The sequence below is a fragment of the Streptomyces sp. BoleA5 genome (assembly GCF_000373665.1).
In the GTDB taxonomy this organism is placed as follows: domain Bacteria; phylum Actinomycetota; class Actinomycetes; order Streptomycetales; family Streptomycetaceae; genus Actinacidiphila.
In genome coordinates this window covers 222,475-236,375 of record NZ_KB892113.1, presented here as the reverse complement: position 1 = coordinate 236,375, position 13,901 = coordinate 222,475, and the positions used below count along the sequence as shown (strand labels likewise).

The following is a 13,901-nucleotide window of genomic DNA, read 5'->3' as shown; positions in this document are numbered from 1 at the left end:
CGCCATGGTGGCCCGCGGCACGCCCGGCCCCCGCCGGTGCGCTGTTTCCGTCTCCGTGCTGTGACCTACGGGGCTCCTCCTGGGACCTGTGGGAGGGCGGTCCGCGGCCGTCTCAGGACGACCGGGAAGGCGGTCACCCCATGACGATCTCGTGGCCCGGGCCACGCCGAGTCGCTACGGTTTAACCATGACCGCACTGCCCGACTGGATGCGCCCGCCGCGCGAGGAAGGCTGGTTCGCGGAGGACCTGGACCGCCTCCCCGAGGCACCCCGCCACACCGAGCTGATCGACGGAGCCCTCGTCTTCATGATGTCGCCCCAGCGGTGGTGGCATGGCCACCTCGTCACCATGCTCACCGTGGCCCTCATGGACCAAGCGCCCAGCGATGTCAGCGTCGGCCGTGAGATGACGGTGAAGCTCGATGAGCGAAACCGGCCCGAACCCGATCTGCTCTTGACGACGGCCGCCTACGACGACGACCGCACCTGGTTCGCGCCCGATGAGGTGCGACTCGTCATCGAGGTCGTCTCACCCGAGTCCGCGCACCGGGACCGCACGGTCAAGCTCCGCAAGTACGCGGAGGCCGGCATCCCGCACTACTGGTGCATCGAGGACGAGGACGGCGCCCCGGTCGTCCATGTCTACGAACTCGACGAGCCGACCGGCGTCTACGCGCCCGCCGGCATCTTCCGGGGCACCCTGAAGCGGCCTGTGCCTTTCGAGATCAGCCTGGATCTCGACAAGCTCACCCCGCCGAGGAGCGAGTAGGAGTCAGCGCCGCGTCGGCACGGAAACGCGATGGGGGCCGGGCTCACAGAGCCCGGCCCCTTCTCACGTGCGCGCTTGACGGATCATCCGGCACACCGCGACGAATCGCTCACACGTTGAAGCGGAACTCCACGACGTCGCCGTCCTGCATGACGTAGTCCTTGCCCTCCATGCGGGCCTTGCCCTTGGCGCGGGCCTCGGGGATGGAGCCGCACTCGACGAGGTCTCCGAAGGAGACGATCTCCGCCTTGATGAAGCCCTTCTGGAAGTCGGTGTGGATGACACCGGCGGCCTCGGGCGCGGTGGCGCCCTTCTTGATCGTCCAGGCGCGGGCCTCCTTGGGCCCGGCCGTGAGGTACGTCTGCAGGCCGAGGGTGTCGAAGCCGACGCGCGCGAGGGTGGCCAGACCCGGCTCCTCCTGCCCCATGGACTGCAGCAGCTCCAGGGCCTCCTCGTCGTCCAGCTCGATCAGCTCGGACTCGATCTTGGCGTTGAGGAAGATCGCCTCGGCGGGCGCCACCAGGGCGCGCTGCTCGGCCTTGAACGCCTCGTCGGTCAGCTCGTCCTCGTCCACGTTGAAGACGTAGAGGAAGGGCTTGGTGGTCAGCAGGTGCAGCTCGTGCAGGAGGCCGGCCTTCTCCGTGCCGGCGGTGATGCCGGCGGAGAACAGGGTGCGGCCGTCCTCGAGGATCTGCTGGGCCTCCTGGACGGCGGCGAGCACCGCCGCCTTCTCCTTCTGCAGCCGCGCGTCCTTGGTCAGCCGCGGCAGGACCTTCTCGATGGTCTGCAGGTCGGCGAGGATCAGCTCGGTGTTGATCGTCTCGATGTCGTCCTTGGGGGACACCTTGCCGTCGACGTGCACCACGTCCGGGTCGACGAAGGCGCGGATGACCTGGCAGATGGCATCGGACTCGCGGATGTTCGCGAGGAACTTGTTGCCCAGGCCCGCGCCCTCGCTCGCGCCGCGCACGATGCCGGCGATGTCGACGAAGTCCACGGTCGCCGGGAGCTTGCGCTGCGAGTCGAAGATCCCGGCGAGCTTGTCCAGGCGGGGGTCGGGGACACCGACGACGCCGACGTTGGGCTCGATCGTGGCGAACGGGTAGTTGGCCGCCAGCACGTCGTTCTTGGTCAGGGCGTTGAACAGGGTCGACTTGCCGACGTTCGGCAGGCCGACGATTCCGATCGTGAGCGACACGTGACGACTTCCCAGGGCGAGAGGTGGGTGGAATGGGCCGCCGCGCCCGGGCGGGGCGACCGGCGGACCGATCCACCAGTCTACGGAACGCACCGGCCCTCGGGCGGGCCGCGCCCCTAGCGGCCCCCTCAGGCGGTGAAAAGTCGTGTCCTGCCCCCGTTTTCCCCCTCTCCGGCGCCTACGTTGGGTGCGTGGAGCAACACAGTGCGCGCACACCCCACAAGAACAGCGGTGCCCCCACCGCCGCCTCCCCGCTGCCGCGGCCGGCCCGCCCGCAGCGCCGCCCGCAGGGCGCGACAGCCGTCCGGGGCGGTCTGCCCCGGGGGCCGCTGCTGCTGCGGGCCGCCCGGCTGCGCCGGACGGAGCCCCGGCTGACCGGACTGGGGACGGGGGTCTTCGTCACGCTGGCCGCCCTCGCCGGAGGCGCCGCGGACTCCCTGATCACCGGTGAGCCCGGCACCCTCTTCGGGGTCGTCTTCCTGCTGGCCTGCCTCGCCGCAGGCCTCTTCGTACGGCCGTACGACCTGTCGGCGGCGCCGGTCTGCGCGCCCATCGCCTTCACCATCGCGCTGGCCGTGACGGCCGACGGCGAGGGCGGGGGCTTCACGGGCCATGTGATGGGCCTGCTGACGGGGCTCGCCACCCTGACGGGCTGGCTGTACGGGGGCACGGTCGGTGCCGCGATGATCGCGGCCGGGCGGAAGGTGGCCTATGTGATGCGCGAACGGCGCCGCTGAGCGCCCTCCGCCCCCCGGCCCCGGAGAGGCCGGGGGGCGCCCCAGAGGGCACCGTTCCCCGGCCGTCTCCCGCCGGCCGCCGTGGTCAGGAGCGGACCGCGGCCGCCGCCATGCCCGCGCCCACGATCCCCGCGTTGTTCTGCAGCGCGGCCGGCACGATCTCGGCCCTGATGCCGGTCAGCAGCGGCAGGAACTTGTCGGCCTTGCGGCTGACCCCGCCGCCGAGGATGAACAGCTCGGGCGAGAAGAGCATCTCGACGTGGGCCAGGTACTTGTCCAGGCGCTTGGCCCAGTGCTCCCAGGTGAGGCCCTCGTCGTCCTTCGCCTTGGTGGAGGCCTTCTTCTCGGCGTCGTGGCCGTGCAGTTCCAGATGGCCGAGTTCCGTGTTGGGCAGCAGGTTGCCGTCGACGAAGACGGCGCTGCCGATGCCCGTGCCGAGGGTGAGCACGATGACCGTGCCCTTGCGGCCGCGGCCCGCCCCGTACTCCATCTCGGCCATGCCCGCGGCGTCCGCGTCGTTGAGCAGGGTCACCGCGCAGCCGACCTTCTGGGACAGGAGCCCCGCGGCGTCCATGTCGATCCAGCCCTTGTCGACGTTCGCCGCCGTACGCGTCATGCCGTGCGTCACCACTCCGGGGAACGTGGCCCCCACCGGGCCCGTCCACCCGAAGTAGTCGACGACCTGCTTCACGCACTCCGCGACGGCGTCGGGGGTCGCGGGATGCGGGGTGAGCACTTTGAAGCGCTCCTCCGCCAGTTCACCACGCCCGAGGTCGACCGGGGCACCCTTGATGCCCGATCCGCCGATGTCCACACCGAAAACGCTCATGCCCCAACGCTACGGCGTGGCACGGTCGGTCACCCCTCGGAGGTGTCTCCCCGCATCAGTTCGCCGGCCTCGGCGCGAAGGTCCCGGCGGAGCTCCTTGGGCAGCGAGAAGGTGATCGACTCCTCGGCGGCCTTGACGATCTCCACGTCCTCGAAGCCGCGGGCGGCCAGCCACTCCAGCACCTGCTCGACGAGCACCTCGGGCACGGAGGCACCGGAGGTGACGCCGACCGTGGAGACGCCGTCCAGCCACGCCGGGTCGATCTCGTCGGCGAAGTCCACCAGGTACGAGGCGCGGGCGCCGGCCAGCTTGGCGACCTCGACCAGGCGCACGGAGTTGGAGGAGTTGCGCGAGCCGACGACGATGACCAGGTCGGCCTCGGCCCCCATCTGCTTCACGGCGAGCTGGCGGTTCTGCGTGGCGTAGCAGATGTCGTCGCTCGGCGGCGAGATCAGCAGCGGGAACTTCTCCTTGAGCGCGTCGACGGTCTCCATGGTCTCGTCCACGGAGAGCGTGGTCTGCGAGAGCCAGACGACCTTGGACGGATCGCGGACCTCGACCTTCTCGACGTCGCCGGGGCCGTCGACCAGGGTGATGTGGTCGGGGGCCTCACCGGAGGTGCCGATGACCTCCTCGTGGCCCTCGTGGCCGATCAGGAGGATGTCGTAGTCCTCGTTCGCGAACCGCACGGCCTCCTTGTGGACCTTGGTGACCAGCGGGCACGTCGCGTCGATCGTGGCGAGCCGGCCCTTGGCGGCCTCCTCGTGCACGACCGGGGCGACGCCGTGGGCGGAGAACATGACGATCGACCCCGGCGGCACCTCCTCCGTCTGCTCGACGAAGATCGCGCCCTTCCGTTCCAGGGTCTGCACGACGTACTTGTTGTGGACGATCTCGTGGCGGACGTAGATCGGGGCCCCGTACTGCTCAAGGGCCTTCTCGACGGCGATCACGGCACGGTCCACACCCGCGCAGTAGCCTCGCGGGGCGGCGAGCAGGACGCGGCGGGAAGTCGTAGCGGTCATGTGCCCATCGTACGGGGCCCGGACGGGGCCCCACCGCTGCCCCGGGTGCCCCGGCCGGGGGTGCGGGGGCGGTGCCGGAGCGTCCCGGGGCGCACGCGACGGACCCGCCCGGACGGGCCGGACGGGGCGCGGGACGCGGGGCTCAGCGGCAGCCCCCCGGGCCCCGGGCGGCACGGCGGGCGGCGAGCACCCACCCGGCCGCGAGGGCGGCCCCGGCCAGGGGCAGGCAGGCGAAGCAGCCGCAGCCGGGACCGTAGCGGCCGACGCGGAACCCTGCGTGGACGCGCGGCGGTCGTTCGGACGGCGGGCAGCCGTGCCGGCCGGGTCGGCGCATGGGACCTCCCAGGACACCTGCCGGCGACGCGGGCGTCACCGGCGACACTCCTGCCCAGCCTGCGCGGCGGCGCGCCGGGAGGACAGCGGGGCGCGCCATTCGGGTCGGACGGGAGGGCGTCACTGTCCGTGGCGGGGGCTAGTCTCGGCGCATGGCTGTGAACACGTCCGCGGAGACGCCGATCCCGGTCGGCGAGGTGTCCCGGCTGATCGGCGGCTGGATCGACCGGCTCGGCCCGGTGTGGGTCGAGGGGCAGATCACCCAGTTGTCACGGCGCCCGGGGGCGGGCGTGGTGTTCCTGACGCTGCGCGATCCGTCGCACGACATCTCGATCGGCGTGACGTGCCGCCGGGCGGTCTTCGACGCCTTCGACGGGGCGGTCGGCGAGGGCGCCCGGGTCGTGGTGAACGCCAAGCCGGAGTGGTACGCGCCGCGCGGCCAGCTGTCGCTGCGCGCGGCGGAGATCCGCCCGATAGGCGTCGGCGACCTGCTGCTGCGGCTGGAGCAGCTCAAGAAGCGGCTGGCGGGCGAGGGCCTGTTCGCGCTGGAGCGCAAGCGGCCGCTGCCGTTCCTGCCGCAGCTGATCGGGCTGGTCTGCGGCCGGGCCTCGGCCGCCGAGCGGGACGTGCTGGAGAACGCCCGGCTGCGCTGGCCCGCGGTCCGCTTCGAGGTGCGCAACGTGCCCGTCCAGGGGGCGTACGCGGTGCCGCAGGTGATCGAGGCGGTGCGCGGCCTGGACGCCCGCCCCGAGGTCGACGTGATCATCGTGGCGCGGGGCGGCGGCAGCGTGGAGGATCTGCTGCCGTTCTCGGACGAGCGGCTGGTGCGGGCGGTGGCGGAGTGCCGTACGCCCGTGGTGTCGGCGATCGGGCACGAGCCGGACACCCCGCTGCTGGACCTGGTGGCGGATCTGCGCGCCTCGACGCCGACCGACGCCGCCAAGCGTGTCGTGCCGGACGTGGGCGAGGAGCTGGCCCGGGTCGGGCAGTTGCGGCAGCGGTCGCTGCGGGTGATGCGCGGGCTGCTGGACCGGGAGGAGCGGGGGCTGGCCGCCGCGGTGAGCCGGCCGTGCATGGCGCGGCCGCACATGATGGTGGACGAGCGCGAGGAGCAGGTCGCCGCCCTGCTGGAGCGGTCCCGCCGCCATCTGCGGCACCGGCTGGAGCGGGCGGACGACGAGCTGGCGCACACCCGCGCCCGGGTCCTCGCGCTCTCCCCCGCCGCGACGCTGCAGCGCGGGTACGCGGTGCTGCAGCGCGAGGACGGGCAGGTGGTGCGCGCCGCGGACGAGGTGGCCGAGGAGGAGAAGCTGCGCGCCCGGGTGGCCGAGGGCGAGTTCGCCGTCCGCGTCACACGCTGACCGGGCGCCGCGTGCCCGGCCGCCGTGTCGGAGGGCGGCCCTAGGCTGGTGCCATGGCAGATCAGGACACGCTGGGGTACGAGCAGGCCCGCGACGAGCTCGTCGACGTCGTTCGCCGTCTGGAGGCCGGCGGCTCCACGCTCGAGGAGTCCCTCGCCCTGTGGGAGCGGGGGGAGCAGCTCGCCAAGGTGTGCCGCGACTGGCTGGAGGGCGCTCGCGCCCGGCTGGACGCGGCCCTGGCGCAGGAGTCAGGCGGGGCCGGGGAGGGTCCGGAGGCCGCCGCTGAGGAGTGAGCGGGTGAGCGGTGCGCGGGCGGCGTGACCCGCTTCACGGAGTGATAGTTGAAAGTTTGATTGAAAATTCATCTATGGTGGGAGGGAGTTCCGACACGCCTGTCCCCAGGGCGCTGCTCCACACCCCCACCGAGGTACCCCATGACGCTCCAGCTGGACCCCGCCGCCCAGAACCTCCTCTTCCGCGAGGCGCGCACCGCCAACGCGTTCACCGACGAGCCGGTGACCGAGGAGCAGGTCCAGGACGTGTACGACCTGGTCAAGTACGCCCCCACCGCCTACAACCAGCAGCCGCTGCGCATCGTGCTGGTGCGCTCCCCCGAGGCCCGCGAGCGCCTGGTGCGCCACATGAACGAGGGCAACCGCGCGAAGACCGCCGCGGCGCCGCTGGTCGCGGTCCTGGCCGCCGACAACGAGTTCCACGAGGAGCTGCCGGCCCAGTTCCCGGCCTTCCCGCAGGCCAAGGAGGTGCTCTTCGGCGAGCGCCCGGCGCGTGAGGCGTCCGCGGGCTTCAACGCCGCCCTGCAGGTCGGCTACTTCATCCTGGGCGTGCGGGCCGCGGGCCTGGCCGCCGGCCCCATGACCGGTTACGACGCCGGTGCCATCGACAGGGAGTTCTTCCCCGACGGCGACCACTCCGTGCTGGCCGTGGTCAACATCGGCAAGCCGGGCGAGAACGCCTGGCGCGAGCGCGGGCCGCGCCTGGCGTACGACGAGGTCGTCACCACCGTCTGACGGGAACCGCCCCCGTCACCGAAACCGTCACCGCCGCCGGCCCGAGGCTGGCGGCGGTGACGCGCTTCAGTCCTGCCGGCCGCCCCGCTCGTCGAGCGCGGCCGCCAGTTCCTCGAGCCGGGCCATCGGGGCCGTGCCGGTGACCATCGTGGTGACCCCGCCCTTCTCGCGCACGAGCGCGTCGTACTTGTCGCCCTCGTAGCGCTGCCAGGTCTCACCGTCGACGGTGCGGGTGCCGACCCGCTTCGCCTGGTGGCTCTTGATCGCGACGAACTTCTCCGTGGCCTCGTTGCTCTGCTCGACGGCCGCGTACTCGTTCTTCGGGTCGACGAAGCCCAGGTGCCACCGCACGGCCTCCGGGTCGGTGGACTCGTACGTCACCGAGGTCGCCCGCCAGTCCTTGCCGAGCCCCTCCGGAGCCGCCACCCCGTAGGGGGCGTCGCGCCGTGCCTGGTCGAGTTCGACCCGGTAGCCGACGACCTTGACGGGGTCGTGGTTCTCATCGTGCGGGATGAAGAGCCAGATGACCCCGGCGACGACCCCGATCGCCGCCATCGAGAGCACCATGTCCCGCAGTGTTTCCGTGCCGCGCTTCTTTGCCACGCCCCCTATGGTCCCCCATGCCCCGGGCCGTCCGGCCGCCCGGGGTCGCGCCCGGCGGGAAGTCCGCTCATGTGACGGGCGCCCTGCTCATCCTGGCGGGGTCCGGATAAGGTCGTAACACCCTCTTATCCCGGCCGTCCTCGTACAGAAAGGTGCGCTGAGATGACCGAGCAGCACGAACACCACAGTCTGCCGCCGCAGCTCGAGGTGAATCCCGAGGCCCCCGACCGCAACCTCGCCCTGGAACTCGTCCGGGTGACCGAGGCCGCCGCCATGGCGGCCGGCCGCTGGGTCGGGCGCGGTGACAAGAACGGCGCGGACGGCGCGGCCGTCAAGGCCATGCGCACCCTCGTCTCCACCGTGTCGATGAACGGCGTCGTCGTCATCGGCGAGGGGGAGAAGGACGAGGCCCCGATGCTCTTCAACGGTGAGCGCATCGGCGACGGGAACGGCGCGGAGTGCGACATCGCCGTGGACCCGATCGACGGCACCACCCTGACCGCCAAGGGCATGCCCAACGCCATCGCGGTGCTCGCCGCCGCCGACCGCGGCACGATGTACGACCCCTCGGCCGTCTTCTACATGGACAAGCTGGTCACCGGCCCCGAGGCCGCCGACTACGTCGACATCACCGCCCCGCCCTCGGTCAACATCCGCCGGGTCGCCAAGGCGAAGGGCAGCGCCCCCGAGGACGTCACGGTCGTCATCCTCGACCGTCCCCGTCACGAGGGCATCGTCAAGGAGGTCCGGGAGACCGGCGCGCGCATCAAGTTCATCTCCGACGGCGACGTGGCCGGCGCGATCATGGCCGTCCGCGAGGGCACCGGCGTCGACATGCTGATGGGCGTCGGCGGAACGCCCGAGGGCATCATCGCGGCCTGCGCCATCAAGTGCCTCGGCGGCACGATCCAGGGCAAGCTGTGGCCGAAGGACGAGGCGGAGAAGCGGCGCGCCCTGGACGCGGGCCACGACCTGGAGCGGATCCTGCACACGGACGACCTGGTCAGGGGCGACAACGTGTTCTTCGTCGCCACCGGCATCACCGACGGCGAACTGCTGCGCGGAGTGCGGTACCGCGCCGAGACCGCCATCACCCAGTCGCTGGTCATGCGCTCGAAGTCCGGCACGATCCGCCAGATCGACTCCACGCACCGCCTGTCGAAGCTGCGCGCCTACAGCACCATCGACTTCGACCGCGCGCGCTGAGCCGCCGCGGCCCGCGCCGCGCACCGGCGCACGAGGACGGGGGCCCCGCCGCGCGGCGGGGTCCCCGTCCTCGTGCGTCCGTTCAGCCCGCCGCGGCGATCCGCGTCCCGGGCCTTTGCAGTTCCGCCTCCCGGCGGCGACGCCGGGCCAGTACGACCCTGCGCTCCGCGGCGGTCATCCCGCCCCACACGCCGTAGGGCTCGGGCTGGAGCAGCGCGTGTTCGCGGCACTCCAGCATCACCGGGCAGCGCGCGCACACCCGCTTGGCGGCCTCCTCCCGGGACAGCCGCGCCGCTGTCGGCTCCTTGGACGGCGCGAAGAACAGACCCGCCTCGTCACTGCGGCACGCCGCCTCCGAGTGCCATGGGCCGCCCAGGTCCCGGGGGTGACTCAGGGAGGACCTGGAGGCTGCCGGGGGCTCGATCGGTTGAAGCACGGGATACTCCTGACGACGGCTCGGCTTGGTGTCACCCTTGCCCGTCGCTGCGGTGCCGGTGCGTCTCCACGGGTCTGTCGGCGTGAGGAGGGCTGCGGCCAGCGACGTGTCCCCTTGCCCTACCCGCTGTACGCGCGTTCATGCGCACAGCGCCGGGCGCGACGCCCACCGGGCCGGTGCCGTGTGCCGCCGATCCCCTTGCGCGGCACGGGAGTTGGTCCGCGCCGTGGTCAGCCGTCGAGTTCGGCGGGGCCGAGCCCCTTCTTCTTCACGCGCTTGCCGCGGCGCGGCTTGGCCTCGACGCCGCCCCAGAAGGCGAAGCCCTGCACCTTGATGACCGGGGCGTTCGGGTCGGGCGCCTCGTACGCCTTCACGTCGGAACCGCCCATGATCCCCACGACTCCGCCGCCGTGCAGCGTGACGTTCTCCGGGACCTTGATCTCGACGCCGCCCATGATGGCGGTGCAGTTGATGACCAGCTCGGGGCTGGTGAAGGTGGCCTCGGTCAGGTCGATGACGACGCCGCCCAGGATGGCGACGGCGTTGATCCTCGAACCGACCCGCCAGCGGCCCTTGCGCTCGGCGCCGCCAAGGATGCCGATCAGGTTGGGGTTCTCCCCGGAGCCGTCGGGCACCCAGTGGTGCGCCCCCGGCGACGGCGCGGGCGCGCCGGCGGTGCGCCCCGCGGGGAGGTCTCGGACGTACGGCTCCAGTTCGCCGACGGTCTTGGCCGCGTAGACCCCGTCGAGCCGCTCGGAGTGCTCCTCGGTGGTCAGGCGGCCCTCCGCCAGGGCATCGCGAAGGATGTCGGCCACCCGGTCGCGGTCCGCGTCGGACGCGCGGATATCGGCTTCGGCCACGGGGCGCACGGGGTGCTGTTCACGCTTCTGGAGCGACGACTCATCCACCCGACTACCGTACACAAACGCGATAGATCGCGACTAGGCCCGGTGAGGGTCACCTCACACATCCGGCACCCCGCGAACGTTCTACGCTTGTTGGGCTTCTATGACGCAGCGCCAGTGAGGATGTCCCTTATGCCCGAGTTCGCCTATACGGATCTGCTCCCCCTCGGTGAGGACACCACTCCGTACCGTCTGATCACCTCCGAGGGCGTCAGCACCTTCGAGGCCGACGGCCGGACGTTCCTCAAGGTGGAGCCGGAGGCGCTGCGCAAGCTCGCCGCCGAGGCGATGCACGACATCTCCCACTACCTGCGGCCCGCGCACCTCGCCCAGCTGCGCCGGATCCTCGACGACCCCGAGGCGTCCCCCAACGACCGCTTCGTCGCCCTGGACCTGCTGAAGAACGCCAACATCGCCGCGGCCGGCGTCCTGCCGATGTGCCAGGACACCGGCACCGCGATCGTGATGGGCAAGCGCGGTCAGAACGTGCTCACCCAGGGCGGCGACGAGGCAGCCCTGTCGCACGGCATCTTCGACGCGTACACCAAGCTCAACCTGCGCTACTCCCAGATGGCCCCGATCACCATGTGGGAGGAGAAGAACACCGGCTCCAACCTGCCCGCGCAGATCGAGCTGTACGCGACCGACGGCGGCGCCTACAAGTTCCTCTTCATGGCCAAGGGCGGCGGCTCCGCCAACAAGTCGTTCCTCTACCAGGAGACCAAGGCGGTCCTGAACGAGGCCTCCATGATGAAGTTCCTGGAGGAGAAGATCCGTTCACTCGGCACGGCCGCCTGCCCGCCGTACCACCTGGCGATCGTGGTCGGCGGCACCTCCGCCGAGTACGCGCTGAAGACCGCCAAGTACGCCTCCGCGCACTACCTGGACGAGCTGCCCGGCGAGGGCTCCCCGACCGGCCACGGCTTCCGGGACAAGGAGCTGGAGGAGAAGGTCTTCGAGCTGACGCAGCGGATCGGCATCGGCGCGCAGTTCGGCGGCAAGTACTTCTGCCACGACGTGCGTGTGGTGCGGCTGCCCCGGCACGGCGCCTCCCTGCCGGTCGCCATCGCCGTGTCCTGCTCCGCCGACCGCCAGGCCGTCGCGAAGATCACCGCCGAGGGCGTCTTCCTGGAGCAGCTGGAGACCGACCCCGCCCGGTACCTGCCCGAGACCACCGACGAGCACCTGTCGGACGACACCGTCGTACGCGTCGACCTCAACCGCCCGATGGACGAGGTGCTGGCGGAGCTTTCCAAGTACCCGGTCAAGACCCGGCTGTCGCTGACCGGCCCGCTGGTCGTCGCCCGCGACATCGCGCACGCGAAGATCAAGGAGCGGCTGGACGCGGGCGAGGAGATGCCGCAGTACCTGCGCGACCACCCGGTCTACTACGCGGGCCCGGCCAAGACCCCCGAGGGCTACGCCTCCGGCTCCTTCGGCCCCACCACCGCCGGCCGCATGGACTCCTACGTCGAGCAGTTCCAGGCCGCGGGCGGCTCCAAGGTCATGCTCGCCAAGGGCAACCGCTCGAAGCAGGTCACCGACGCGTGCGCCGCGCACGGCGGCTTCTACCTCGGCTCGATCGGCGGCCCGGCGGCGCGCCTGGCGCAGGACTGCATCAAGAAGGTCGAGGTCGTCGAGTACGCCGAGCTCGGCATGGAGGCGGTCTGGAGGATCGAGGTCGAGGACTTCCCGGCCTTCATCGTCGTCGACGACAAGGGCAACGACTTCTTCACCGATCCGGCCCCCGCGCCGACGTTCACCAGCATCCCGGTGCGCCCGGGGGCGTGACCCTTCCGGGACGGCCCGGCACCGCGTGCGCGGTGCCGGGCCGTCCTGTGTCCGCGGGCCCGCTCCGGGGGAATGAAACCTCCCGCGCCGCTGTCCTACCGAGGGATTCGGGTTCTACTGGGAAGTGCCCGGTACACCCGGCGATGTCCGCGATGGAAGGAATTCCGGCCATGCCCGAGCAGGACGCAGGGGACCAGCACGAGTACCGCACCGAGCACGACTCGATGGGCGAGGTGCGCGTCCCGGCACACGCCAAGTGGCGGGCGCAGACGCAGCGGGCGGTGGAGAACTTCCCCATCAGCGGACGGGGGCTGGAGCGCGCCCACATCGAGGCGCTCGCCCGCATCAAGGCGGCGGCGGCCAAGGTCAACGCGGAGCTGGGCGTCCTGGACAAGGACGTGTCGGAGGCGATCCAGGAGGCCGCCGCCGAGGTGGCCGAGGGGCGCTGGGACGGGCACTTCCCGATCGACGTGTTCCAGACCGGGTCCGGCACCTCCTCCAACATGAACACCAACGAGGTCATCGCGACCCTGGCGAGCGAGCGGCTCGGCCGCGCGGTGCACCCCAACGACCACGTCAACGCGAGCCAGTCCTCCAACGACGTCTTCCCCTCCTCCCTGCACATCGCCGCGACCGCCGCGGTGACCGGCGACCTGATCCCGGCGCTGGAGCACCTGGCGGCCTCGCTGGAGCGCAAGGCCGCGGAGTTCGGTGACGTGGTGAAGTCCGGCCGTACGCATCTGATGGACGCCACGCCGGTGACGCTGGGCCAGGAGTTCGGCGGCTACGCGGCCCAGGTCCGGTACGGGGTGGAGCGGCTGCGGGCCTCGCTGCCCCGGCTGGCGGAGCTGCCGCTGGGCGGCACCGCGGTCGGCACGGGGATCAACACCCCGCCCGGCTTCTCGGCGGCGGTGATCGCCGAGGTGGCGCGGACGACCGGGCTGCCGCTGACCGAGGCGCGGGACCACTTCGAGGCGCAGGGCGCCCGCGACGGCGTCGTGGAGACCTCCGGGCAGCTGCGCACGATCGCCGTGGGCCTGACCAAGATCGCCAACGATCTGCGCTGGATGGGCTCCGGGCCGCGCACCGGTCTCGCCGAGATCGCCCTGCCGGACCTGCAGCCCGGTTCGTCGATCATGCCGGGCAAGGTGAACCCGGTGATCCCCGAGGCGGTGCTGATGGTGTCCGCGCAGGTCATCGGCAACGACGTGACGATCACGACGGCCGGCGCCGCGGGCAACTTCGAGCTGAACGTCATGCTCCCGGTGATCGCCCGGAACGTCCTGGAGTCGGTCCGGCTGCTCGCGAACGTCTCCCGGCTGCTGGCGGACCGCACGGTCGACGGGATCACGGCGAACGTGGAGCGGGCCCGCGAGTACGCGGAGTCCTCGCCGTCGGTCGTCACCCCCCTCAACAAGTACATCGGCTACGAGGAGGCGGCCAAGGTCGCCAAGCGATCGCTGGCCGAGCGGAAGACCATCCGCGAGGTGGTGCTGGAGACCGGCTACGTGGAGCGCGGGCTGCTCACCCTGGAGCAGCTGGACGAGGCGCTGGACGTGCTGCGGATGACCCGGCCCTGACGGCGCGGCACGCCGCCGCCCCGGCCGTCCCGCGCCCGGCGTGACGAACGTCCGGCGTGACGAACGTCCGGCTCAAGGGTGACGCCTCCGTAACACGGGG

15 protein-coding genes are annotated in these 13,901 nt (G+C 71.7%); 8 read left to right on the top strand and 7 right to left on the bottom strand.

Going from position 1 to position 13,901, the window contains the following annotated elements; genetic code table 11:
• Positions 1–187: 187 nt before the first annotated feature.
• Positions 188–769: a Uma2 family endonuclease gene (locus tag B085_RS0125370; RefSeq protein ID WP_018561414.1), complete on the top strand. Its 582-nt coding sequence runs from the start codon at positions 188–190 to the stop codon at positions 767–769.
• Positions 770–878: 109 nt separating this feature from the next.
• Here the strand turns inward: B085_RS0125370 and ychF are convergent, their stop codons facing one another.
• Positions 879–1,967 (bottom strand): redox-regulated ATPase YchF, encoded by a 1,089-nt coding sequence (gene ychF / locus B085_RS0125365; RefSeq protein WP_018561413.1) that lies wholly within the window; start codon positions 1,965–1,967, stop codon positions 879–881.
• A gap of 191 nt (positions 1,968–2,158) precedes the next feature.
• Between ychF and B085_RS43715 the strand changes: the two genes are divergently transcribed.
• On the top strand, positions 2,159–2,704 hold the full coding sequence (locus tag B085_RS43715) for a DUF6542 domain-containing protein (protein WP_018561412.1): 546 nt from the start codon (positions 2,159–2,161) through the stop codon (positions 2,702–2,704).
• Between the two features lie 85 nt (positions 2,705–2,789).
• On the opposite strand, the gene ppgK is transcribed toward B085_RS43715, so the two are convergent.
• The 3 genes from ppgK to B085_RS49525 form a co-directional block, all read right to left on the bottom strand.
• A complete protein-coding gene (gene ppgK, locus B085_RS0125355) occupies positions 2,790–3,533 on the bottom strand; it encodes a polyphosphate--glucose phosphotransferase (protein ID WP_026251425.1) in 744 nt (247 codons plus the stop codon).
• Between the two features lie 29 nt (positions 3,534–3,562).
• The gene (locus B085_RS0125350) at positions 3,563–4,558 is read right to left on the bottom strand and encodes a 4-hydroxy-3-methylbut-2-enyl diphosphate reductase (RefSeq protein ID WP_026251424.1); all 996 of its coding nucleotides are present in this window, start codon (positions 4,556–4,558) and stop codon (positions 3,563–3,565) included.
• A gap of 142 nt (positions 4,559–4,700) precedes the next feature.
• Positions 4,701–4,892, bottom strand: coding sequence for a hypothetical protein (locus B085_RS49525; protein ID WP_158689823.1), 192 nt, complete (start codon positions 4,890–4,892; stop codon positions 4,701–4,703).
• 151 nt (positions 4,893–5,043) lie between these two features.
• Here B085_RS49525 and xseA point away from each other — a divergent pair, with 151 nt between their 5' ends.
• The 3 genes from xseA to B085_RS0125335 all read left to right on the top strand — a co-directional run bounded on the left by xseA (position 5,044) and on the right by B085_RS0125335 (position 7,280).
• Positions 5,044–6,252 (top strand): exodeoxyribonuclease VII large subunit, encoded by a 1,209-nt coding sequence (gene xseA / locus B085_RS0125345; RefSeq protein WP_026251423.1) that lies wholly within the window; start codon positions 5,044–5,046, stop codon positions 6,250–6,252.
• Positions 6,253–6,305: 53 nt separating this feature from the next.
• Complete coding sequence (locus tag B085_RS0125340; RefSeq protein WP_018561408.1) at positions 6,306–6,545, top strand: exodeoxyribonuclease VII small subunit; 240 nt, start codon at positions 6,306–6,308, stop codon at positions 6,543–6,545.
• Between the two features lie 141 nt (positions 6,546–6,686).
• Positions 6,687–7,280: a malonic semialdehyde reductase gene (locus tag B085_RS0125335; protein ID WP_018561407.1), complete on the top strand. Its 594-nt coding sequence runs from the start codon at positions 6,687–6,689 to the stop codon at positions 7,278–7,280.
• A 66-nt stretch (positions 7,281–7,346) separates the two neighbouring features.
• Here the strand turns inward: B085_RS0125335 and B085_RS0125330 are convergent, their stop codons facing one another.
• On the bottom strand, positions 7,347–7,883 hold the full coding sequence (locus B085_RS0125330; RefSeq protein ID WP_026251422.1) for a DUF4245 domain-containing protein: 537 nt from the start codon (positions 7,881–7,883) through the stop codon (positions 7,347–7,349).
• 162 nt (positions 7,884–8,045) lie between these two features.
• On the opposite strand from B085_RS0125330, the gene glpX reads away from it, so the two are divergent.
• Complete coding sequence (gene glpX / locus B085_RS0125325; protein ID WP_018561405.1) at positions 8,046–9,089, top strand: class II fructose-bisphosphatase; 1,044 nt, start codon at positions 8,046–8,048, stop codon at positions 9,087–9,089.
• A gap of 82 nt (positions 9,090–9,171) precedes the next feature.
• Here glpX and B085_RS0125320 read toward each other — a convergent pair whose 3' ends face one another.
• Positions 9,172–9,525 (bottom strand): WhiB family transcriptional regulator, encoded by a 354-nt coding sequence (locus tag B085_RS0125320; RefSeq protein ID WP_018561404.1) that lies wholly within the window; start codon positions 9,523–9,525, stop codon positions 9,172–9,174.
• Between the two features lie 230 nt (positions 9,526–9,755).
• The gene (locus B085_RS0125315) at positions 9,756–10,433 is read right to left on the bottom strand and encodes a DUF1707 SHOCT-like domain-containing protein (protein ID WP_018561403.1); all 678 of its coding nucleotides are present in this window, start codon (positions 10,431–10,433) and stop codon (positions 9,756–9,758) included.
• Between the two features lie 129 nt (positions 10,434–10,562).
• Here B085_RS0125315 and B085_RS0125310 point away from each other — a divergent pair, with 129 nt between their 5' ends.
• Both B085_RS0125310 and B085_RS0125305 read left to right on the top strand, forming a co-directional pair.
• Positions 10,563–12,221 (top strand): fumarate hydratase, encoded by a 1,659-nt coding sequence (locus tag B085_RS0125310; protein ID WP_018561402.1) that lies wholly within the window; start codon positions 10,563–10,565, stop codon positions 12,219–12,221.
• 170 nt (positions 12,222–12,391) lie between these two features.
• The gene (locus B085_RS0125305) at positions 12,392–13,801 is read left to right on the top strand and encodes a class II fumarate hydratase (protein WP_018561401.1); all 1,410 of its coding nucleotides are present in this window, start codon (positions 12,392–12,394) and stop codon (positions 13,799–13,801) included.
• Positions 13,802–13,901: the final 100 nt, after the last annotated feature.

Excerpts from the sequence above, each read along its gene's own strand:
- glpX (WP_018561405.1), top strand. The coding sequence starts at position 8,046 with ATGACCGAGCAGCACGAACACCACAGTCTGCCGCCGCAGCTCGAGGTG.
- B085_RS0125335 (WP_018561407.1), top strand. The coding sequence starts at position 6,687 with ATGACGCTCCAGCTGGACCCCGCCGCCCAGAACCTCCTCTTCCGCGAG.
- xseA (WP_026251423.1), top strand. The coding sequence starts at position 5,044 with ATGGCTGTGAACACGTCCGCGGAGACGCCGATCCCGGTCGGCGAGGTG.
- B085_RS0125370 (WP_018561414.1), top strand. The coding sequence starts at position 188 with ATGACCGCACTGCCCGACTGGATGCGCCCGCCGCGCGAGGAAGGCTGG.
- B085_RS49525 (WP_158689823.1), bottom strand. The coding sequence starts at position 4,892 with ATGCGCCGACCCGGCCGGCACGGCTGCCCGCCGTCCGAACGACCGCCG.
- B085_RS0125350 (WP_026251424.1), bottom strand. The coding sequence starts at position 4,558 with ATGACCGCTACGACTTCCCGCCGCGTCCTGCTCGCCGCCCCGCGAGGC.
- B085_RS0125305 (WP_018561401.1), top strand. The coding sequence starts at position 12,392 with ATGCCCGAGCAGGACGCAGGGGACCAGCACGAGTACCGCACCGAGCAC.
- B085_RS0125340 (WP_018561408.1), top strand. The coding sequence starts at position 6,306 with ATGGCAGATCAGGACACGCTGGGGTACGAGCAGGCCCGCGACGAGCTC.
- ppgK (WP_026251425.1), bottom strand. The coding sequence starts at position 3,533 with ATGAGCGTTTTCGGTGTGGACATCGGCGGATCGGGCATCAAGGGTGCC.
- B085_RS0125310 (WP_018561402.1), top strand. The coding sequence starts at position 10,563 with ATGCCCGAGTTCGCCTATACGGATCTGCTCCCCCTCGGTGAGGACACC.